This is a genomic window from Pseudobythopirellula maris (assembly GCF_007859945.1).
Taxonomy (GTDB): Bacteria; Planctomycetota; Planctomycetia; order Pirellulales; family Lacipirellulaceae; genus Pseudobythopirellula; species Pseudobythopirellula maris.
The window spans coordinates 500,507-521,420 of the sequence record NZ_SJPQ01000004.1 but is presented as its reverse complement, the minus strand read 5'-3'; the positions used below and the strand labels follow the sequence as shown (position 1 = coordinate 521,420).

The 20,914-nt window shown below is 65.4% G+C and carries 19 protein-coding genes; 7 read left to right on the top strand and 12 right to left on the bottom strand.

The annotated features are described in order from the left end of the window. Nucleotides 1–88 precede the first annotated feature (88 nt). Nucleotides 89–406: a metal-sulfur cluster assembly factor gene (locus tag Mal64_RS18375; RefSeq protein ID WP_146403058.1), complete on the bottom strand. Its 318-nt coding sequence runs from the start codon at nucleotides 404–406 to the stop codon at nucleotides 89–91. A 298-nt stretch (nucleotides 407–704) separates the two neighbouring features. On the opposite strand from Mal64_RS18375, the gene Mal64_RS18370 reads away from it, so the two are divergent. Then, entirely contained in the window at nucleotides 705–1,619 is a 915-nt protein-coding gene (locus Mal64_RS18370; RefSeq protein ID WP_197525874.1) for an alpha/beta hydrolase, read from the top strand. Nucleotides 1,620–1,697: 78 nt separating this feature from the next. Here the strand turns inward: Mal64_RS18370 and sufD are convergent, their stop codons facing one another. From sufD to Mal64_RS18345, 5 genes are all read right to left on the bottom strand, one after another. After that, on the bottom strand, nucleotides 1,698–3,020 hold the full coding sequence (gene sufD / locus Mal64_RS18365; RefSeq protein ID WP_146403056.1) for a Fe-S cluster assembly protein SufD: 1,323 nt from the start codon (nucleotides 3,018–3,020) through the stop codon (nucleotides 1,698–1,700). Between the two features lie 41 nt (nucleotides 3,021–3,061). Then, nucleotides 3,062–3,619: a Uma2 family endonuclease gene (locus Mal64_RS18360; RefSeq protein WP_146403054.1), complete on the bottom strand. Its 558-nt coding sequence runs from the start codon at nucleotides 3,617–3,619 to the stop codon at nucleotides 3,062–3,064. Between the two features lie 29 nt (nucleotides 3,620–3,648). Then, nucleotides 3,649–5,076 carry a Fe-S cluster assembly protein SufB gene (sufB, locus tag Mal64_RS18355; protein WP_146403052.1) on the bottom strand — a complete coding sequence of 476 codons (1,428 nt, stop codon included), beginning with the start codon at nucleotides 5,074–5,076 and terminating at the stop codon, nucleotides 3,649–3,651. Between the two features lie 78 nt (nucleotides 5,077–5,154). Continuing rightward, complete coding sequence (gene sufC, locus Mal64_RS18350) at nucleotides 5,155–6,003, bottom strand: Fe-S cluster assembly ATPase SufC (RefSeq protein ID WP_146403050.1); 849 nt, start codon at nucleotides 6,001–6,003, stop codon at nucleotides 5,155–5,157. Between the two features lie 76 nt (nucleotides 6,004–6,079). Further along, a complete protein-coding gene (locus Mal64_RS18345) occupies nucleotides 6,080–6,745 on the bottom strand; it encodes a helix-turn-helix transcriptional regulator (protein ID WP_146403048.1) in 666 nt (221 codons plus the stop codon). A 409-nt stretch (nucleotides 6,746–7,154) separates the two neighbouring features. Here Mal64_RS18345 and Mal64_RS18340 point away from each other — a divergent pair, with 409 nt between their 5' ends. Further along, nucleotides 7,155–8,732, top strand: a complete 1,578-nt coding sequence (locus Mal64_RS18340) for an alanine/glycine:cation symporter family protein (protein WP_146403046.1) — start codon at nucleotides 7,155–7,157, stop codon at nucleotides 8,730–8,732. A 60-nt stretch (nucleotides 8,733–8,792) separates the two neighbouring features. Here the strand turns inward: Mal64_RS18340 and Mal64_RS18335 are convergent, their stop codons facing one another. The 3 genes from Mal64_RS18335 to Mal64_RS18325 form a co-directional block, all read right to left on the bottom strand. Continuing rightward, entirely contained in the window at nucleotides 8,793–9,362 is a 570-nt protein-coding gene (locus Mal64_RS18335) for a PilZ domain-containing protein (RefSeq protein WP_146403044.1), read from the bottom strand. A gap of 217 nt (nucleotides 9,363–9,579) precedes the next feature. Next, nucleotides 9,580–10,683 carry a serine/threonine-protein kinase gene (locus tag Mal64_RS18330; RefSeq protein WP_146403042.1) on the bottom strand — a complete coding sequence of 368 codons (1,104 nt, stop codon included), beginning with the start codon at nucleotides 10,681–10,683 and terminating at the stop codon, nucleotides 9,580–9,582. A gap of 329 nt (nucleotides 10,684–11,012) precedes the next feature. Next, entirely contained in the window at nucleotides 11,013–12,008 is a 996-nt protein-coding gene (locus Mal64_RS18325; RefSeq protein WP_146403040.1) for a D-2-hydroxyacid dehydrogenase, read from the bottom strand. Nucleotides 12,009–12,418: 410 nt separating this feature from the next. On the opposite strand from Mal64_RS18325, the gene Mal64_RS18320 reads away from it, so the two are divergent. Both Mal64_RS18320 and Mal64_RS18315 read left to right on the top strand, forming a co-directional pair. After that, nucleotides 12,419–13,405 carry a DoxX family protein gene (locus tag Mal64_RS18320; protein WP_146403038.1) on the top strand — a complete coding sequence of 329 codons (987 nt, stop codon included), beginning with the start codon at nucleotides 12,419–12,421 and terminating at the stop codon, nucleotides 13,403–13,405. Continuing rightward, nucleotides 13,406–15,193 (top strand): Gfo/Idh/MocA family protein, encoded by a 1,788-nt coding sequence (locus Mal64_RS18315; RefSeq protein ID WP_146403036.1) that lies wholly within the window; start codon nucleotides 13,406–13,408, stop codon nucleotides 15,191–15,193. A gap of 15 nt (nucleotides 15,194–15,208) precedes the next feature. Here the strand turns inward: Mal64_RS18315 and Mal64_RS18310 are convergent, their stop codons facing one another. Next, nucleotides 15,209–15,712 carry a DinB family protein gene (locus tag Mal64_RS18310; protein WP_197525873.1) on the bottom strand — a complete coding sequence of 168 codons (504 nt, stop codon included), beginning with the start codon at nucleotides 15,710–15,712 and terminating at the stop codon, nucleotides 15,209–15,211. Between the two features lie 177 nt (nucleotides 15,713–15,889). Here Mal64_RS18310 and Mal64_RS18305 point away from each other — a divergent pair, with 177 nt between their 5' ends. Further along, complete coding sequence (locus Mal64_RS18305) at nucleotides 15,890–17,191, top strand: outer membrane protein assembly factor BamB family protein (protein WP_146403032.1); 1,302 nt, start codon at nucleotides 15,890–15,892, stop codon at nucleotides 17,189–17,191. Between the two features lie 96 nt (nucleotides 17,192–17,287). Here Mal64_RS18305 and Mal64_RS18300 read toward each other — a convergent pair whose 3' ends face one another. Together Mal64_RS18300 and Mal64_RS18295 are read right to left on the bottom strand one after the other, a co-directional pair. Beyond that, nucleotides 17,288–17,815 carry a hypothetical protein gene (locus Mal64_RS18300; RefSeq protein WP_146403030.1) on the bottom strand — a complete coding sequence of 176 codons (528 nt, stop codon included), beginning with the start codon at nucleotides 17,813–17,815 and terminating at the stop codon, nucleotides 17,288–17,290. Between the two features lie 393 nt (nucleotides 17,816–18,208). Next, nucleotides 18,209–18,538 (bottom strand): hypothetical protein, encoded by a 330-nt coding sequence (locus Mal64_RS18295; protein WP_146403028.1) that lies wholly within the window; start codon nucleotides 18,536–18,538, stop codon nucleotides 18,209–18,211. 172 nt (nucleotides 18,539–18,710) lie between these two features. Between Mal64_RS18295 and Mal64_RS18290 the strand changes: the two genes are divergently transcribed. Continuing rightward, a complete protein-coding gene (locus Mal64_RS18290; protein ID WP_146403026.1) occupies nucleotides 18,711–19,532 on the top strand; it encodes a hypothetical protein in 822 nt (273 codons plus the stop codon). Between the two features lie 182 nt (nucleotides 19,533–19,714). Beyond that, nucleotides 19,715–20,809, top strand: a complete 1,095-nt coding sequence (gene dusB, locus Mal64_RS18285) for a tRNA dihydrouridine synthase DusB (RefSeq protein ID WP_261342196.1) — start codon at nucleotides 19,715–19,717, stop codon at nucleotides 20,807–20,809. Nucleotides 20,810–20,914 lie beyond the last annotated feature (105 nt).

Below are 20,914 nucleotides of genomic sequence, written 5' to 3'. Positions count from 1 at the left end.
GGGAAAGGCCGGTCGTTGAACGCCCTCGCCGTCTCTAATAGTTTCTCTGTGCTCTCAGTGCTCTCAGTGCTCTCTATGGTGAACCCGATCAAAAGATGCCCAGCTGATCGCGGGCGTCTTCGGTCATCCGCTCGGGTGTCCAGGGCGGCTGCATGACGAGCTTGATCTCGACCTCGGCCACGCCGTCGAGCTTGTCGACCGCGTCTTTGGACTGCGACATCAGCTGCGGCCCCGCCGGGCAGGCCGGGCTGGTCATCGTCATCTCGACCGTAACGTCTTGCTTGTCATCCGCGGCGTCGCTGAACGAGACGTCGTAGATCAGCCCCAGGTCGACAATATTGACGAACAGCTCGGGGTCGATCACCTCCTTGAGCGCTTCGCGGACGTGGTCTTCGGCTAGGGGCATGGTAGGGGGCTCCGTGGTTTCTCTGGGGGGCGGCCCTCTATTCTAACGCACAGCGGCGGCTGGGAAAGCTGCCTGGGCGGAAGTGGGGAACCGCCAAGACGCGCCGGGAATTATTGACAGGATCAACGGGATGACAGCTGCTCGATCACGCAGATCCTGTTCCTTCTGTCAAAACATCTTCTTTGGCGTCTTGGCGTCCTTGGCGACTCGGCGGTCCACTCCCTTCGTTTGCGGCGCCGTTCGTAGCTGATTAAGTTGGGGGCTCCCTCTCCTCTGCGACCCCCCACGGAGCGCCGCCATGGCCCGACTGTGCGTGCTGCTGTTGTTGTTGACGCCCGCCTTCGACGCCGCGGGCCAGACCGGTCGGGTGCTCGACAACGAGTCGATGGAGAGCAGCGTGATGGGCACGCCTCGCAAGTACGCCGTGTACTTGCCGCCCGACTACAACACGTCGTCGCGCAGCTACCCGGTGCTCTACCTGTTGCACGGGTCGGGCGACGACCAGACCGGCTGGGTCCAATTCGGCGAGGTGCTCCACATCGCCGACCGGGCGATCCGCTCGGGCAGCGCCACGCCGATGGTCATCGTCATGCCCAACGCCCACGACCCCAATCGCGGCTACTTCAACCGCATCTCCGGCGACTGGAACTACGAGGACTTCTTCTTCGAAGAGTTGATGCCGCACGTCGAGGCGAAGTACCGCGTGAAGGGCGAGAAGCGTTACCGAGCGATCGCCGGCCTGTCGATGGGGGGCGGCGGCGCGTTCATTTATGCGCTGCACCGGCCCGACCTGTTCTCCAGCGCGTGCCCCTTGAGCGCGTACGTCGGCCCGCTGTCGCTCGAGGCTTATCGCGAGAGGGCCGAACAGCGCGGCGAGGAGGTCGACAAGCTTGAAGGCCACTCCTACGAGCGGGTCGAGGCCCACTACAAGCGGCACAGCGTTTTGGAGCTGCTAGCCGTTCAGCCCCTGAAGGCGCGGACCAACGAGGAGGGCCGCAACCGACCCGAGTCGGCCCGCACGGTCCGTTGGTACATCGACTGTGGCGACGACGATTTCCTATACGAGGGGAACTCGCTGGCGCACATCGCGATGCGTAAAGCGGAGATCGACCACGAGTACCGCGTCCGCCAGGGGGGCCATAATTGGACCTACTGGCGCGAGTCGCTGCCGGAGGTGCTCCGCTTCGTGTCGCAGGCGTTCCATCAGCACTGAGCGTGTGCAAAGAAATAGCCCCGACCAAGCTTGGTCGGGGCTATTGAGTTCGTTTCGATGCAGTGACGCTTTGGAGCACTACCCCGTCGGGATGTCTTTCACGCGGCGGCCGATCGCGTCGCCGAGCGCCTCGCGGACGCTCTCGATCGTGATGCGGTCGAACACCTGTTGGAAGAAGCCCGCGACGATCATCCGCACCGCCTCTTGGCGGGTGTAGCCGCGGCTCATCGCGTAGAAGATCTGCGTCTCGTCTACGAGGCCGCTCGTGCTGCCGTGCGTGCAGCGGACGTCGTCCGCCTCGATCTCGAGACCGGGGATCGAGTCGCTGCGAGACGTGTCCGACAGCATCAGGTTGTCGTTTCGCTGGTAGGCGTCGGTCCGCTGGCCAGCCTCATCAACCTTGATCATGCCACGCCACACCGTGCGCGACGTGTCTTGCAACGCCGCCTTGTAGAGCAAGTCGCTGCGGCAGAACTCCGCCTGGTGGTGCTGGTGGGTGTTGTAGGTGAGGTGCTGCTTGCCGTGCGTGAACATCACGCCGTTGACCTGCGCCTCGGCGTCTTGGCCGGCGAGGGCGACCTCTTGGTTGACCTGAGCCATGCGGGCGCCGAGGGCGCCGACGGTCCACTGGATGCGTCCCAGCTCGTGCACCACGGCCCGCTGCTGGGCGAAGTGCCAAACGCGGTCGTTCCAGTTCTGGAGGTTCACGTAACGCAGATTGGCTTCTTTACCGACGATGATCTCGACCGACCCACAGTGCAGGCCCTCGTCGTCCCCCTCGCTGGTGGACTCCATGAGCAGGGTCGCCTCGGCGCCCTCTTCAAGGATGACAATCGTCTTGGCGAAGTCGCTCTGGTGGGCGCCCTTGAGCGAGGCGAGCGCGTGCAGAGGACGGTCGATCACAACGCCCTTGGGAACGTAGAGAGTCGCCCCGCCGCTCCACAGCGACGCGTTGAGCATCGCGAAGCGGTCGCGTGTGGGGTTCACCACGCCTTCGCCAAGCGCTCCCAGGATCACGTCGCCGTGCTCGGCGAGGATTTGGTCGGTCGGACCGAACAGCACGCCCTTAGCGGCGAGGTCGTCGTCGAGCGAAGACTCCACGGCCCGCCCGTTGACGCTCCGCAGCCGGCCGCCGAGCTCGACGTTGCGGGTCAGCAACGCGGGGGCATTGGAGTCGGTCGCCCCGGCGGCGACGGGGCTGACGAACTTCTCGAGCTTGAAAAGCCGGATGTTCGACCGCATCCACTCTTCCTCGCGTCCGGTCGGCCAATCGGCCTGCTGGAACGCACTGAAGGCGGCCACGCGGCGCTCGCGGACCCAATCGGGCTCGTGCCCACGCTCGGCGATGAAGGCCTCAAAAGCGGCTTGGTCGTATCCGGTCTCGGTCAAAGTGGCGGTCATTCGCTAACAGGGCAGGGGGTAATCGTGAGTTGAATTTGTTTTTACTCGAACAGCTCGTCGACGCTCATCGACCAGCCGGGCACAGCCGGTTCGGCCTCGGCCGTCTCGCCGCGCTTGTAGATTTGGGGGGTGTCGGGCGCCTCGGCTCGGTAGACCCGCACCACGTCTTCGGCCAATAAATCGACGTCCCACACGACCTTCGTGCCGGCGGCGAAGTAGTCGGCCCGCTTATGGGCGATCTGCTTCTCGGCGGCGGGGCCGTAGTCGTTCTCGCTGCGCACCTCAGCGGCGAAGTCGGGGGCGCCTTGAGCGAAACTCATGTCGTTGTCGTCCGGGGCCGGCCCAAGGCAGAAAGCGGCGTCCGGGCTGAAACTCTTTCTCTTGGGCAGTTCGACAATAAATCCAACATTGTCGGGGTAAGCACAGCCGCCCGCTTGCTTCTCGAACGCGAGCAGACTCGCGAAGATCCGGCCGCCCGCTCTTCCGGGCCGTTTGCCTGTGGGACTCATCATGACGATTTGACCTTCTACGATCTCCGCCTTGCCGTCGATGGCGTGGAGCTGAGCGACAAGGTCGCTGGTTGTCGTCGTGGCGTCCATTGCGAACGTTCCTTGAGGGAGGGGACCGCTTAGCCCACGCTGCCTTCCATCTGCAGCTCAATCAGCCGGTTCATCTCGACCGCGTACTCCATCGGCAGCTCTTTGATGAGCGGCTCGATAAAGCCGGAGACGATCATCGAACTCGCCTCGGCCTCGGTCAGGCCGCGGCTCATGAGGTAGAAGAGCTGCTCCTCGCCGATCCGCGAGACCGAGGCCTCGTGCTCGACCTGCACCCGCTGGGCGTCGACTTCGATGTAGGGGTAGGTGTCGCTGCGGCTCTCGGGGTCGAGGATCAGGGCGTCGCAGACCACGTTGTTCTTCGAGCCGTGGGCGCCCTTGTTCACCTTGGCCAAGCCGCGGTAGCTGCTGCGGCCGCCGTTCTTGCTGATGCTCTTGCTGACGATGCGGCCCGAGGTGTTGGGCGCCTCGTGCACGAGCTTGGCGCCGGCGTCTTGGTGCTGGCCCTTGCTGCTGAACGCGATCGAGAGGATCTCGCCCCGCGCGCCCGGCTCCATCATGTGGACGGCCGGGTACTTCATCGTCAGCTTGCTGCCGAGGTTGCCGTCGATCCACTCCATCAGGGCGTTCTCGTAAGCGTACGCCCGCTTCGTGACCAGGTTGTAGATGTTGTTGGCCCAGTTCTGGATCGTCGTGTAACGGGCCCGCCCGTTCTTCTTGACGACGACCTCCACCACGGCCGAGTGCAGGCTCTCGGTCGAGTACATCGGGGCCGTGCAGCCCTCGACGTAATGGACCTCGGCGCCCTCGTCGACGATGATCAGCGTGCGCTCGAACTGGCCCATGCTCTCGGCGTTGATGCGGAAGTAGGCCTGCAGCGGGAACTCGATCTTCACGCCCGGCGGCACGTAGATGAACGAGCCGCCCGACCAGACGGCCGAGTTGAGCGCCGCGAACTTGTTGTCGCCCGGCGGGATGATCTTGCCGAAGTACTCACGCAGCAGCTCGGGGTGCTCCTTCACGGCGGTGTCGGTGTCCGTGAACAGGACGCCCTGGTCGCCGAGCTCGTCCTGCAGCGAGCCGTAAACGACCTCGCTCTCGAACTGCGCTTTGACGCCGGCTACGAGCCGCTTCTGCTCCGCTTCGAGGATGCCGAGCTTGTCGTAGGTGTCCTTGATCTCTTGCGGGACGTCGTCCCACGACTTGCTCTGCCCCTCGGTCGGCTTGAGGTAGTAGTAGACGTCGTCGAAGTTGATGTCGATCGCGCCGCCCCACTTGGGCATCGGCTTCGACTCGAAGATCTCGAGCGACTTGAGACGGAAGTCGCGCATCCACTGCGGCTCGTCCTTCATGTCGGAGATCTGCTCGACCACCTCGCGGTTCAGACCCTTGCGGGCCTTGAACACGCCGGTCGTCTCGGTGACGAAGTTGTACTTGTTGATCTCGCCCAGTTCCGGCTTCTCGGGGGCGTCGGGGGCGAGTGCGGCGTCGGTTGCCATAGTGTTCTCGTTTGCGGCTTGGCCGCGGTTGATAATCGAATAAAATGACCGCCTCAACGGCGACTCGTTTGCCGGCTGTTAGGCCGTCAAAGCCTCGTCCTCTTGCATCGCCTCTTCGAGCTTGGCGGCGTCGGGGTGCGCGGCGCGGACTCGGTCGTAGCCGCTGGTGTGCAGCTCGCGGGCGAGCTCGGCGCCGCCGGTCTCGACGATGCGGCCGCCCAAGATCACGTGCGTGTAGTCGGGCGTATTCTGGTCGAGCAGCTTGTCGTGGTGCGTGATGATCAGGATGCCCATCTTGGCGTCGCCACCCTCGGCCTGGCCGATCTCGGCGATCGACTGGCTGGCGAGCTTGACGGCGTCGACGTCGAGGCCCGAGTCGGTCTCGTCCAGGATGGCGAACTTCGGCTTGAGCATGGCCATCTGCAAGATCTCAGCCCGCTTCATCTCGCCGCCGCTGAGGCCGTCGTTCACGTAACGGCGAGCGAACTCGACGTCCATCTTGAGCTGGCCCATCTTGTCCTTGAGCTCCTTGCGGAACTCACGCATCGGGATCAGGTCTTCGCCCTCTTTACGCTCCGGGTTGCGAACATTCGTGGTCGCGTGGCGAAGGAAGTCGGCCAGCTTGACGCCCGGCACCGACATCGGCCGCTGGAACGCCATGAACAGCCCGGCGCGGGCGCGCTCTGACGGGTCCATCTCCAGCACGTCGGTCTCGGCGCCGTCGGCGGCGATGAGCGTGATCGAGCCCTCGGTCACCTCGTAATTGGGGTGACCCATGATGGCGTTGCCGAGCGTGCTCTTGCCCGAGCCGTTCGGCCCCATCAGCGCGTGCGTCTCGCCACGCTTGAGTTCGAGGTTGACGCCATTGAGGATCGGCTTGCCCTCGACGCTGACGTGGAGGTTCTGGATGCGGAGTGCTTCGGACATTCGGAAGGGTCTCGACTTCGAAACGGAAGGAAGGTGAATTGGGGGTGGGCTTAATCGGCGGGTCGGTGGTGACGGCTCAGGGGGCGTTCGCACCAGCCGAACTCGGCTGGAACGAGCAACAGCCGCCGCCGTCGAGCCGACACTCGGTCAGCTTGACTCCTTGGCCCAGCATTTCGGAGATCATTACTTTCTCCATCGCGCACACGGCGCGGTCTTTTTCGGCGAGCGTGGGGTAGGGGCACGCCAGCACGGTCAACACGGGCAAGTCGCCCGACTCGTCGACTTCAATGGGCACCTCGCGTTCGCCCATCAGCCGCATCAATCGACGCATCCGCTCAGCAAGGCTCTCGCCCTCAGGATGGTTGTCGCCATCCGATAGGCGGCTGGCGAGCTTGGTAGCAAGCCGCTTGAGCAGCCCCAACCGCACCTCGGGCGATTCGATCGAGCGGACTTCTTCCCACAGGGCTGAAGCCAAGTCGTCGTAGTTGTCGCCCGTCTCTCTCAGCCCACGGGTGGTGAGGCGGTAACGGTGGCTCGGTCGGCCGCGGCCGCCACGCTCCAATTCTCGCTCGATCAGTCCCTGGCCCATCAGCCGGGTGAGCCGCTGGCGGACTGCTGTGGCAGTGACGCCCAGCAGTTCGATCAACTGACCAACCGAGACCGTTCCCTCCTTGCGGAGGTGGTCGAGGATCGTGCGATCGCCGTCGGTCGAGGCGTCGTGGTCGGTGGTTGCCAAGCTCATGTCGTTATCATTCTAAGGGCCTAACGACTTATGACAACTGGTAATGTCTAAAACACCACGGACTCGCCTTGCTATCAACCGGCTCGCCGGCCTAAAGTGTTGGTTCCAATGGTTTTAACCGTTGGGTGGATGGCGTTGCGGGTAGCGTCACAGGGCCCCAGGGAGGTCGCCGTAGGGCGTCACTTTCTTTGTAACGGCCGCCTTCGCCATCGTAAAAGCGACAGTGTCAGCCGCCAGTGAGGTTTTGCCTAGCTCCCCTCCATGACCCCTTATGCGGCTCGTGCGGCCACTAGAGCCTTCCGAAGAAGACATCACTTAGAAATAGACGTCCATGCTCCCGTCTTTCAGCCGTATCTCGATTTCTCTTTCTCGCCCCGCCTTTCTGCACGTTTTCGCCCTGGCGGCGGCTATGCTGCTAGCGCCCGAGGCGATCGCCCAGCAGCCCCCCGCCGAAGAGGGGGAGCTAGCCGACGACTGGATGGAGGCGACCGACGACTGGTTCGGCGAGAACCTCGTTGGGCCGATGAGCGATGTGCTTTTCTACGACTTCCGCACGGGCCCTTGGACCGACGCCCAGGGGGTTGAGCACGATGGCTGGCTGGGGACTTCGGTGCCGTTCGTGGTGGCTTGGCTGATGTTTGGGGCCGCCTACCTGACCATCAGGATGGGTTTCATCAACCTGCGCGCCTTCAAGCACGCGATCGAAGTGATCCGAGGCAGGTACGACGATTCGGAAGACGAAGGCGAGGTTTCCCACTTCCAAGCTCTCTGCTCGGCGCTGTCTGCCACGGTGGGGCTAGGCAATATCGCCGGAGTGGCGATCGCGGTCGGCACCGGGGGCCCCGGCGCCACGTTCTGGATGATCCTCGCCGGCATCTTTGGCATGAGCAGCAAGTTCACCGAGTGCACGCTCGGACAGATGTACCGCCGCGTCGACAAGGACCACCACGTGCTGGGCGGCCCGATGCGATACCTCAAGGACGGCCTGAGCGACATGCGTCTCGGCTGGCTCGGTGGGCCGCTGGCTATTGTGTTTGCGGTCTTCTGCCTCGGCGGCTCGTTCGGGGGGGGGTGCGCTTTCCAAGTCTCCCAGTCGATGGAGATCGTCAAGGAGCAGGTCCCCTGGCTCGTCGACCGCGAGTGGATCTACGGACTCGTGATGGCGGTGCTGGTGGGCGTCGTGATTATCGGCGGCATCCGCCGCATCGCGGCCACGGCCGAAAAGATCGTGCCGCTGATGTGTGCGGTCTACGTGATCACCGCGATCGCCATCCTGGTGTTGAACGCCGAAGCGGTCCCGCACGCCTTCTCCTTGATCTTTAGCGAGGCCTTCACCCCGCAAGCGGGCTACGGCGGCTTCTTGGGCGTAATGGTGATCGGCATCAAGCGTGCGGCGTTCAGCAACGAGGCGGGCATCGGCTCGGCGGCCATCGCGCACTCGGCCGCCAAGACCGACCACCCCGTGCGTGAAGGAATCGTCGCGTTGCTCGAACCGTTCATCGACACCGTGGTGATCTGCACGATGACCGCCATGGTGATCGTGGTGACCGGCGCCTACGACACGGAAAGGTTCCCCGAACACGCGGTCCTGATCGACGGCGACCAGGGCGCCGTGCTCACCAGCAAGGCCTTCGGCACCCAGATATCTTGGTTCCCCGCGTTGTTGGCGGTCGCCTCTTCGCTGTTCGCCTACTCCACGATGATATCTTGGAGCTATTACGGCGAACGCTGCTTCACCAACCTCTTTGGCGCAAAAGCCAGCCTGCCGTACCGGCTGCTGTTCCTGGTTTGTGTGTTCCTCGGTTCGGTGATCACCGCCGCGAACGTCAAGGACTTCAGCGACTTGATGATCTTATCGATGGCGCTGCCGAACATCCTCGGCCTGCTCTTGCTCTCGGGCAAGGTGAAGGTCGCGCTCGACGACTACTGGCTCGCCTACCGCATGGGCGACTTCACCGAGCAGCAGATCGCCGCTGGCAAAAAGTGATTCGCGCGGGCGGGACGCTTCGTATTTCCACGCGACCGAGCCGCGGCCCAGTCCAGGCCGCTAGTGCAGGCCGGGGTGGTTGAGCGGCGTGAGAAACTCGCCCGCCACTTCGGTCGTGTCGCCCTGCGGCCTTTGCCTGAGCACTTTCATCACCGCCTGGGCGCCGGGCTTGCCGGACAGCGAAAAGTCGAGCAGCAGCAACGGCTCGGTGAAGCTCTCGGGCGAATTGATCATCGCGCCCGAGATCGACAGGTTGCTCGTAAAGACGCGCAACGGCTCGCTGACGGGGTAAAAGGCGCCGTTTACCGACATCGCCACGAGCGGCAGCTTGGCTTCGACACGGTCCGATTGGCGGCGTTCATCGGCCTTGCGACGCACGGTGATATCGTCAATCACCTTACGGAGTTGGGCCGGACGCTGGCTCGACAAGTCGTGGTACGGACGCAACTCGCCCACCGCCCCCGCCGGCGAATCGGCGTCGACCGTGGCGTACAAGTACAGCGAACAGGATGGGCAGCGGCGCACCTCGATCGCGGCGCCTTCGGCCGGTGGTTTGGCCGTGAACGGGGCCTCGCAGCGAGGGCACTGGCTGACCTGAGAGTCGCCGGACGGTGATGGCTGAGCTGACATGGCAAATCGGTACGCGTGCGAGGGCAACGGGCGTATCCACGCCGGGGCCGCCCGGTCGTGGTCAGACCTGTCGTGGTCAGAGAAAGCCTAGCTCGGGATCGCCGGGAGTCGCTCTCGGCGAGAAGAGATTGGGGCGCCCAACCCCTGCGGCAGCGGGCGGCACAACCCACAAAACCGGCCCAGGCGGCCGCATCAGAAGCTCAGACGCGAGCAACGCTCAATCGAGTTCTTCGAGCCACACCCGCAGCTCGTTCTCGTACTCGCTCGCCAGGTCGCCTCGCACGAGCGAACGCTGGAACTCGGCCAGGCCCTGGCCGTCGATGTCGGCCTGCTCGGCCGTGGAGTAGCGGAGCATCGGGTCGGGCGCCGTCAGTTTGCGACAGATGCTCATCAGCAGATCGCTGTCGGTCACTTCCTGCGGCAAGATCTCCTCGAGCCGCTGCGGCAGGGTCCGCTTAGCCTCGAGCAGTTTGGCGTAGTCGTTGATGCCGGCGAACAGCGGCCGTCCGGCCAACAGCTCGATCAGCACGTAGCCCAGGCTCGCCAGGTCGCTGCGCGGCGTGAACTCCTCGCGCTCGAGCATCTCGGGCGCCGCGTACTGCGGCGTGCAGGTCCGTTGGGCGGGCACGTCGTTCAGGTCGATCGCCGAGCCGATGTCGATGATCTTTGGGTAGCCGGTCCGCTTGACCATGATGTTCGACGGCTTGATGTCGCCGTGGACGATCTCCTCGCGGTGCAGCGCGGCCAGGCCGCCCAAGCACTCGCGGATGATCGACACCGCGACGCCCGCCTTGAGCCGCGGCCGCACCGGGCCGGCGGTGGCGATCACGTCGTTGATGTACTCCCAACGGGTGTTGCTCACCCGCTGCTTGGCCCGCTCGAGCATGGCGGGGGTGAGCAGGATGTCGAGGTCGTAGCCGTCGATCCACTCCATGTCGAGGATGCGGATGCGGTCGCGCTCGATGAAGTTCTGCACGTCGATCAGCGTGTCGTGCTGGATCTGGGCCACCCGGCCGCCGATCGCCGACATCCGCCGCATCGCTTCTTCGTAGGTCCGCTCGTCGGGGTAGCGCTCGGGCGAGAAGAACTTGAGCGCCACCGGCAGGGTGAAGCCGTCGGCGCCGCGCCGCTCGCTGAGGTACACCACGCCTTGGCCGCCGGTGCCCAGCAGCCGCTTGAGCCGCAGGTGCTCGGTCCAACCGAGCCGGTCGCCCTGGATCAGGGCGTCGTATTTGCCGTCCAGCTCGTTGTGCCGCCGCGGGGGCGCAGGCTCGCCGTGGAACGTGAGCGTTCGCGACTGTTGGATGATGGTGGTGCTCATGCGTGCGGCGTCCGTGTTCCGGCCTATTGCATTCCGAATGGAGAGAAACCGCTTCATGCGGCTGCAAGCGATCGCGGTCTCGCGCAGGTCGGTTGGGAGAAGAGGCTGGGCTGGGTGTCGTGCTCCCCAAGCCATTAGGCGGGCGACCCATCATAGCGGACCAGAGCGACTCAGCACGGTTTTATTTTAGGCTGGGGGATTGGTGAGGTGCAGCAGCGGTCTAAGCCGCCTGACCTGGTTTTTCGGTAAGCCCTACAGGGCAAGCGTCGTCCCCATCAAATCGACCGCCACGACGAAGGGGAAGGGCCCTCCCACAGTATAGCCCAGTTCTAGGGCGCCTTTTTCCAATTCGCGTGCTCTGGCAGAGGGAATCCGAGCTTCTTTTCTACCAAGTTCCTGGGAGTCTCGCCGCGAAACCAGCGGTCTAAATTGAGACAGAAAAAATCGGTCATGTCGTCGAGCCGACTCGACTTTTGGCCACCCACGTGGGGGGTGATGATCAGATTGGGCTGTTCCCACAGCCGGCTCTCGGGAGCCAGCGGCTCGACCTCGGTGACATCGATCCCGGCGCCAGCCAGTTGCCCCGATTCGAGGGCGTCGGCTAAATCCTCCTCAACGACCAGGGGCCCGCGGGCCATGTTCACCAGGAACGAACCGCGCGGCATCAGGTTCAACCGCCGGCCGTCGATCATGCCGCGTGTCTCATCGTTCAGCGGGGCGGCGAGGATCAACACATCGACCCGCGGCAGCAGGCTGTCGAGCTCTTCGGCGCCGAGCAGCTCCTCGACATACTCCGGCTTGTCTTCAGGAAAGCAGTCGGTGGCGAACAGCCTTGTTTTGAAAGGCGACAACACCTCGGCCAGCCGGCGACCGTTTCCGCCGAAACCAACAATGCCGACCCGGGAGCCGTGAAGGTCGCGTGTCGGCCGGCGGATAAACTCCTTCTTCTGCTGCGCCCGAAAAAACACGGGCAAACTCCGCATCGACCCGCACAGCAAGGCCATGGTGTGGTCGGCCACCTGGTCGGCCAAGATGCCCGATGCGCTCGACACCGGGATGCTCGAGGCGATCACCTCCGGGACGAGACAGTGGTCCATGCCGGCCGCCGACGACTGGATCCACTTCAATTTTCCAGCCGCGACCACCTCGGGCCATGGCACGGGCACTTTGGCGTGGCCGCAGTAGATGTCGGCATCGAGTAGCTGCTCGGCGATCCGTTCCTGGCCCGCGTCAACGACCTCGGCCTGAACGCCGGCCTGTTGCAGAGTCGTGCGGATTTGCGCGACATGCCGGTCTTCGACCGGGTAGCAAAGAACAATTTTCACGATCGGTGTGGGCTTTCGTGCGGCTAGACCCTGCGGAGGGCCGATAGTGCGAGCAGCCAGTCTCCCTCGAAAGCGGCCATTGGGCGACTAATGAGTGGGTGACTGTCTGGATTAGGGCGATCGCCGCCAGTGGCGGGTTCGGGGTGGTCAGCGTAATATATAGAGCTCGGGCGGCGTCAAACAGCATCGGCCTTTGACCGCCCGACCTGTAGGGACGTGTTAGAGGCGGGGCCCGATTTGTCCTCCGGCCGATGGCTCTCAAGCACGCCGCAGCGGAAGCCTTGGGTCCCCCGCCGCGTACGAAGCCCTTGCGGCGATTGGCGTTACGGCGGTCCCGCCGGATGACGCCTCCCGCCTTAGAACCTCAGTCCTTCCTTTTCAGACCAACCGTTTCGGTACGGAGAGCGTTGATGGCGAAGTACGGCACGATCGCAATCTGTATGCTCGTCGCCTTGCGTCTGGCTACGGGCTGGCATTTCTACAACGAGGGCATGAAGAAGCTCGAGCCGGGCTTCTCGTCCGAAGGCTTCTTGCGTGGCGCCAAGGGGCCGATGGCGCCGCTCTACCAGAGCGTGCTGACCGGCCCGCACGACGCCGCCAAACTGCTTGGCCAGCCGCGGCCCTACCACTACGACGCCGCCGTCGCTTCGAAGCCGATCGACGAATCCTACTACGCCGCCTGGCTCGAGCGGATTGAGCTCGACTGGGACCAGAGCATCCAGCGGCTTAGCCGCTTATTGAAAGACGATGACCTGATTGCCGCCGTCCGCTCGTCGGCCGACAGCCACCTGGCTCAGATCGTCACAGCGATTGAAGACCAAGGCGCCAACCTCGAGTCGCTCGACCACGAGTCGTGGCGGCTCGAGCAGCTGCGTGAAGAGGCGACCGACAAGCCGACGGCCTTCATGCAAACGCGGGTCGACGATAAAAGCCGCGAGGTGAGCGGCCTGTACCGGTCGATCACCAGCCCGGTGGTCGAATTCGAGAACCGTTGGATTGAGGACGTGGTGCGGATCACCGACGGCGCCGCCAGCGAGAACCGTGTGCGGGCCGCCCTGGCCGAGCGCACCTCGCTCGTTTGGATCGACTTCGCCGTGACCTGCGTCGTGCTCGGCGTGGGGGTCTGCTTGTTCCTCGGCTTGCTCACCCCGGTCGCCGGCGTAGTCGGCGCCCTGTTCTTGTTCTCGGTGATGTCGACCCAGCCGCCGTGGGTGGCCGGGGCCGCGACCGACAACCTGTTCTACATCTTGGTCGAGGCGATGGCCCTGTTGGTGCTGGCCGCCACCTCGGCGGGCCAATGGGCCGGCCTCGACGGCCTGTACATGAAGGCCAACCGCTACTTCAACTACTCCAAAACGCACGAATCCCTTCCCCCCACACCGGCAGAGGCCGCCTAGATGGATCTCTCCCCCGAAGAGAAGCAGATCGGCAAAGACAACTACCAACGCGTGATGGGCGAGGGCCTGTTGGAGTCGCGACGCGACTTCCTCAAGGAACTCACTCTCGCCGGCACGGTGGTGGCTGGCGGCGTGGGCGCCGCCTACTTCGGCTACGACAAGAAGCTGGGCGACCCGGTGCGCATCGGCATCATTGGCACGGGCGACCAAGGCAACGTGCTGATGGGATCGCTCAACCCGGACTACGTTACGGTCAAGGCGATCGCCGACATCCGTCCCTACAGCGTCCACCGCGCATTCCACGGCGACGCCTACTCGACGTCGGCCCTGAAGGCCCGGCCGGGGCTGATCCAGACGTTCGGCTACGCCAACGAGAAGGCGGCCAAGGCCGAGATCGATGTCTACCAGGACTACCACGAGCTGCTGGAGCGCGACGACATCGAGGCGGTGATCATCGCCCTGCCGCTCTGGCTGCACGACGTGGCGGCGATCGCCGCGATGCAGAAGGGCAAGCACGTCCTGACCGAGAAGCTGATGGCCCACTCGGTCGCTCAGTGCAAGGAGATGGCCCGCGTGGCGGACGCCACCGGCACGCTGCTCGCCACCGGCCACCAGCGCCACTACAGCATCCTCTACGGCAACGCGGTCGACACGATCAAGCGCGGCCTGATCGGCGACATCCACCACCTGCGCGCCCAGTGGCACCGCGGCAACCTGCCGGGCAAAGACAGCTGGCAGCCGCCGCTGCCGACCGAACCACTCACCAAGGGAGAAGTGGACCAGCTCCGCCGCGAGGCACGCAAGATCAGCGATGCGGCCGAGCAAGCGGTGATCGAGAAGTACAAGATCGTTCTGGAACTCGACTCTTGGAGCCGCAAGCTCGCCGAACAGGTCAAGCCTTCCGACATCGCGCTGTGGGAGAAGAAGGTCGCTCAGAAACGAGCTCAGCTGGATGACCTTGACGTCAACGCCACGAAGTACGGCTACCAACCGGGCACGGTGGGCGACAGCTACGAACGCTCGGCGCTCGAAGAGCTGATCCGCTGGCGGCTATGGAACCGCACCGGCGGCGGCCTGATGGCCGAGCTCGGCAGCCACCAACTCGACGCCGCGGGCATCTTCATCAGTTCGCAATTCGAGGGCAAGACGAAGGTCCGCCCGCTGGCGGTGAGCGGCTCGGGGCAGCGGTCGATCTTCCCGCACGACCGCGACGTCGACGACCACGTCGTCTGCACCTACGAGTACCCCGGCAAGGGCTACTTCGAGGACAACGACCCGACCAAGGCCGCGGCCGACGAGTCACGCCGCATCTTGGTCAGCTACTCGTCGATCAACGGCAACGGCTACGGCGGTTACGGTGAGGTCGTGCTAGGCACCGAGGGGACGCTGATCCTCGAGCGCGAGCAAGAGACCATGCTCTACTCCGGCGCCAAGACGCGCACCTCGGTCAAGGTGGGCGACAAGTCCAACCTGGTCGAGAGCTACGAGACCGGCGGCGGCCAGGCGGCCGTGGCCGCGGCGGCGGTGGAGGCCGACGTGTCGCGTGGTTACCGCGAGGAGATCGAGCATTGGGCCTGGTGCATCCGCAACGGCGAGCCGTCGAGCACGCTGCACTGCAACCCGAAGGTGGCGCTGGCCGACGCCGTGGTGGCGCTCACCAGCAACATCGCGATGGACGAGAACCGTCGCGTGGAGTTCGACCCCGCGTGGTTCGACCCCGACAGCGACGCCACGCCCGAGGGCAAAGCGCCCCGCAAGGCGGGCGACATCACGATCGCTAAAGCGTAAGCTCGCCAATTTTCCTTAGCGCAGCGGCGCGTGTCCCAGCACTCGTCGCACCACGGTCAGCTGCCCCGTGTGCAGCAGCTCGTGCTGCGACGTGAACAGGAAGAAGTACCCCGCGCACGGGGCGCCGGGGATCGGGCTCGCGGCGTCGGCCGGCGGGCCGGGGGCGTCGAGCTCCTCGTCGCTCACCTCGTCGAAGACCGCGAGCAGGTTCTCTCGGCGCTCACGCCAGACGGCCAGCACCTCGTCGATCGGCGGGTACTCCCCGGCGTCGAGCGGCTTCGTGCCGAACTGGAAGAGTTCCCCCCAAACCTTCTCGGCGTCGAGCGCCCGCTCGGGGCGGAAGCGGCCCGCCATGCGGTTGTCGACCCACGCCAAGTGGCCGATGATCCACAACGGCGAGTTCGTGTCGGGCGCCACGCGGTGGCTCCAATCGTCGCCGTCGAGCACCTCGATCAGCGCCTCGGTGATCTGGCGGGTGCGCTGCAGGGCGTAACGCGTGTTGGTGCGGAAGTCGGGCACGGCGGGGGTCTCCTTGCTTGTAGTGTGAGCGGCTTCACGGCGGGTAATAGAACGTTCGTTCAACTAATTGTAAAGAGCATCCCGTGCTCTGGTCGCCCGGTGGTGAGATCGCCTACGCTGGGGTGACCGTCGCCCGACGCGACCCCATAACGCAACCACGAACGCCGGAACCTCGTGATGAATAAGCCCTTGTTGACTCGCCGTGCCGTGCTGGCCCTCGCCGCTTCGCTCCTGCTCGCCGGGCCGGCGACGGCCGACGACTGGCCGCGGTTCCGCGGCGAGAACGGGCAGGGGATCGCCACGGGCCCTGCGCCGCCGCTCACCTGGAGCGACTCGGAGAACCTAGCCTGGAAACTCGACCTGCCAGGGGCCGGCGCCTCGTCGCCGATCGTCTTGGGCGAGCGGGTTTTCGTGACCTGCTACTCCGGCTACGGCGTTCCCGGTGAAGAAGGTTCGATGGACGCGTTGGTGCGGCACTTGGTTTGCGCGGACCGCGCCACGGGCAAGGAGCTCTGGCGGCAGAGCGTGCCGGCCGACGGCGCCGAAGACTCCTACGAGGGCTTCATCACCGAGCACGGCTACGCGTCGAACACGCCTGTGGCCGACGAGTCGGGGGTGTACGTTCAGCACGGCAAGTCGGGCGTGTACGCCTATTCGCTCGGCGGCGAGCCGATGTGGCATGTCGCCGTTGGCAAGCAGTCGGGCCCCGAGGGGTGGGGGACGGCGGCCAGCCTGCAGCTCTACAAAGACTCGCTGATCGTCAATGCCGCCGACGAAGGCCGGGCGATCCTGGCGCTCGATCCGGCCAACGGCGAGGAGCGCTGGCGCTTTGAGGACCCCGCGTTGGAGAAGGCGTACAACACGCCGGTCATCGCCACGACCGACGCCGGCGAGGAGGAGCTGGTGGTCGTCTGTGTCGGCAAGACCCTGGGCATCGACCCCGACAAGGGGGAGCAGAAGTGGTCGGTCGCTAACGAATTCTCCAACAACATCTCTCCGATGGCCATCGCGGTCGAAGACAAGCTGTTCGTCACCGGCGGCTACCGCGGTTCGGGCATGATGCTCCGCCCCGGAGGTCACGGCGACGCGTCCGACACGCACACCGTGTGGCGGACCCGGGAGCTCAGCTACGTCGCCACGCCGGTGCTCTTGCCCGGCGGCCGGCTTTTTTGGGTCGACACGAAGGGCATGCTGGTCGTGATTGACGCAGAGACCGGCGAGCGGCTCGTTCGCGACCGCCTCGATCTTGGCGGCGGTCATCCGGTGTACGCCTCGCCCGTGCTTGCCGGCGACCGCATTTACGTCGCCTCGCGGCACGACGGCGTGCTGGTGTTCAACACGGCCGAGGAGCCGGAGCTGATTGCCCAGAACAGCTTCGAGTCAGACGACAGCCAGGTGAACGCCACGGTGGCGATCGCCGACGGGCAGATCTTCTTGCGCAGCGACGCCGCGCTCTACTGCGTCGGCGATCGTAATTGAGAAGAAGAGGAAGAGGAATGACGAAGCACGAATGACGAACCTGCCGCTCGGCGGTCACCCTTTCCTCGTTCCGTCATTCGTCATTCGTCATTCGCTTTACTGGCTTAGCTTCCCACGGAAGCCCGCCTTCTCGAGCGTCTGCTGGTTCATCGGGTCGATGAACTTCACGAGCGAGACCTCGCAGAACGGCAGCAGCAGGTAGCGAGCGCCGAGCGTGTCGGGGTTGGTGCGCTCGAGCAGCAACATGTCGCCCGCCAGCATGAACGCCTTGAAAGGCATCGCCTCGTTCAGCGTGTTGACCACGACACCACGTTTCGGAATCGACGCGGGCCATTCGTGGAAGAACCGCTTCCATTGGGTGGCCGAGTCGATGGGACCCGTGGCGGCGCCGCCGGAGCCGCTGCTGGCTTGCGGGTAAGGCCCCCCCTGGGCGGCGGGGGCCGCCGACTTGGCGAACGGCGTGGGCGCAGGGCGTGGCGGGGTTGGACCGGCTGGCCCTGGCTGCGGCGGCGCCGGCTGCGATTGCCTCGGGGGCGCCGGCGATGGGGCTACGGGCCGTGGCGGTACGATCGGCGCGGCGGCAGCTGGCGAAGGCGAGGGCGGGGCAGGGCGGGGGGCTTCCATCTTGCTATTCCGGGCGATTGCGACACACGGCCCCGCCAGCGGGAATCGCTAGCGCTGGGGTGATCACTTGTAAGAATAGGTCATTCCCGGGCCCCTCTGCCGCCAACGAGCGGTTGACCGCAGCCGGGCGAGCTGGCGTTGACCCCACAAGAGGAATCTGACACGGTTCTCGCGTCCACGCCGGCGCACTCGCTATACCCCGCCGGCGGCCCCCACCGCCCACGGTATCTTTGTGTCGAAGGAGTTTGTGATGCGTGCGATCGCCCGGGGCGCCATAGTTTCGCCCTCCCTTGGATTGCCCGCTTTCGTCTTGATGGCGGCCCTGGGCATGGCGTCCGACCGGGCCGTGGCCGAAGGCCGCTACGGCGATTCCAACGGCTCGGCCGGCATCTCTCATTTATTCGATAACCCCCCCGCCTCGCCGTCGGCGGGACAGGCGCCTTCAGCCGCCATGGGCGCCGCTTCTTCGCAGACCCAAGCGTCGAGCGACGCCAACCGTTTCAAGCTCAAGCCGTTCGATTCAACGCCCGCGTCCTCCGCGAACAGCCCGCCCAACACACTGCGGAGCCCCTCCGGCTCGTCGGCGGCGCTGACTAATCCCGCGACATCCCCCAGCCGCAGCGCCGCCGCGAGCGCGTCGCCGCCCACGCCGAGCTCGTTCGGTTCGCCCCCCAGCAACCCGTTTAGTCGCGGCGCCTCATCCGCCCGCACCTCGGCGGCCACTCAGGGCCTAGCCGCGACCGCCCCGTCTACGGACAGTCGTTTTGTTGGTACGCGGGCCACTAGCAACAACCAACTGCGGTCGCAGCCCTCGACGTTCTCGCCGCCGGCGTCGTCGCAGGCCGCACGGTCCGAGCCGGCGTACACGCCTAGCGGCTTGGCGCCTCAGGCAATGATGCGAGCTATCCTGTCGCCGCCCCAGGGCACGCGGCTCGAAGGCTCGCCGATGACGTTGCTCGAAGTCACCCAATACGGAGCGTCGCGCGACCAGAAGGCCGCACTGATCGACGCCTACTGGCGGCTCAGCGCGGCGGTGGCCGATTATTACCTCGGCGTCCGCGAGGCGGGCGACCTCAGCAAACTCAAGTCGCAAACCTCCGGCTACAGCACGGTGCTGAGCGAGGCCGAACGTGATCTCGCCACGCGTGTCGGCACGTCGCTGCTCGCGGCCGAGGCTGCGCAGCTTCGGCTCGCCGGCATGCTCGGCACGGGCGTGCGGCCCCTGCCGAGCGACGCCCCGTTCTGCGAACGCTACGCCACCCGATTCGAGGACATCTTCGGCGGATCGGGGCCGAGCGAGGCGCGGCTCCTCAACGAGTTGTTGCCGCAACGCCTGGCCGAGCTGAGGCAAGCGGCCGAGAGCGTGACCCGCAGCACGGCGTTGGTCGACCAGGTCGCCAGCCAGCGAAGCGGCTCGGCGGACAGCGACCGGATGGTGCACGCCTTGCAACTGCTGGCGCTCAATCGAAGGGCGTTCGTTCAGATCGCCCGCAACTACAACGAGCAGATCAACCGCTACTCGCAAATCGCTTCGCCCGGAAATGTCGAGACCGGCCGCTTGGTGGCGATGCTCATCCGCCTGGAGGACGGCAACCGCCTGGCCGCGGGCGACCCCAACGGCGCCCAATTCCGCAGCCCCTCGCAGTCCACCTTCGGCGGTCGGCCGAGCGGCGCCTCCGGCTCTGGCGAATCGGCGTACGGCGGCGGTCTCCGCTAGTGCGAATCGCACAGATGCGTAGCGTGTGTGGCGGTGTAACTCGGCGTCGACAAGGCGAAAACGACGCTACGGCTATCAGTAGTGCGTTCTAGCGGCGTGACCGGTTGCGTGTCGGCTTCCGCCCGCGGCTGGGGTATGATGGGTTCCAGCACAACCCGTCCTTCCCCGAACGATTTGCTCACGTGACGACCCTCTCGACCAACGCGCCGGCCGGCCGCCCCCAGATCGCCCCGTTGGTGATCGGCGACCTGGTCGTCGACCCGCCGATCTTGCAGGCCCCGATGGCGGGGTTCACCAACTACGCCTTCCGGCAGATCGTGCGCGAGTTTGGCGGCTCGGGGCTCCTGGCCACCGAGATGGTCAACGCCAAGGGCTTCGTCTGGCTCGATGAGCAAGAGGCCGAACACCCCGACCGGCTGTGGGGCGTGGCCGACGAGCCGCGGCCGCTGGCCGTGCAGATCTGGGACAACGACCCCGAGACGCTGGCCAAAGTGGGCCGCCGCCTCGTGGAGGACTACCGCGTCAGCGTGGTCGACATCAACTTCGGCTGCCCGGTGCGTCAGGTGACCGAGAAGGCGCACAGCGGGTCGTACCTGCTCCGCGAGCCCGACCGCATGGGGCGGATCATCGAGCGCGTGGTCGAGGCTTGCGCGCCGACCCCCGTGACGGCCAAGACCCGCCTGGGCTGCACACGCGACAAGATCGTGATCCACGACGTCGCCCAGATCGTGGAGGGCGCCGGCGCGGCGGCGCTCACGGTCCACGGACGCACGGCGGCCGACATGTTCCGCGGCTCGGCCGACTGGGAGACGATCGCCTCGATCAAGCCGCACCTGAAGCGGATCCCGCTGATTGGCAACGGCGACTTGGACACGCCCGAGAAGGTGCTCGAAGCGTTCACCCACTTCGGAGTGGACGGCGTGATGATCGCCCGGGCGTCGCTCGGCAAGCCGTGGCTGTTCGCCCAGGCGGCGGCCCTGCTGCGGGGCGAGCCGGCGCCCCTCGAACCGTCGCTCGACGAGCAGCGGCGCCTGATGGTGCGGCACTTCGGCCTGGTGGTCGACCGCTTCGGTGAGCAGAAGGGCTCGGTGCTGATGCGCAAGTACGCCTGCTGCTACGCCCAGGGCCGCCGCGGCGCCCGCGAGTTCCGCAAGCACGTCGCCACGATCCGCAGCTCGGAAGAGTTCTTCGCGGTGGTCGAGCGTTGGTTCCCGTCCGATGAATTGCCTTCGACCGGCCGCCAGCCGACTGGCTCAGGATCGAGTTGCACCGCATAGATACTTTGTCGGGCGGCGTCGCTTTGGCGGTTTCCTTTGCTGCTTGATTTGCTCGCGCGGTTACGTGGCGGCCGCCACGTAGTTGCTAGCGCGAATCGCACAGAT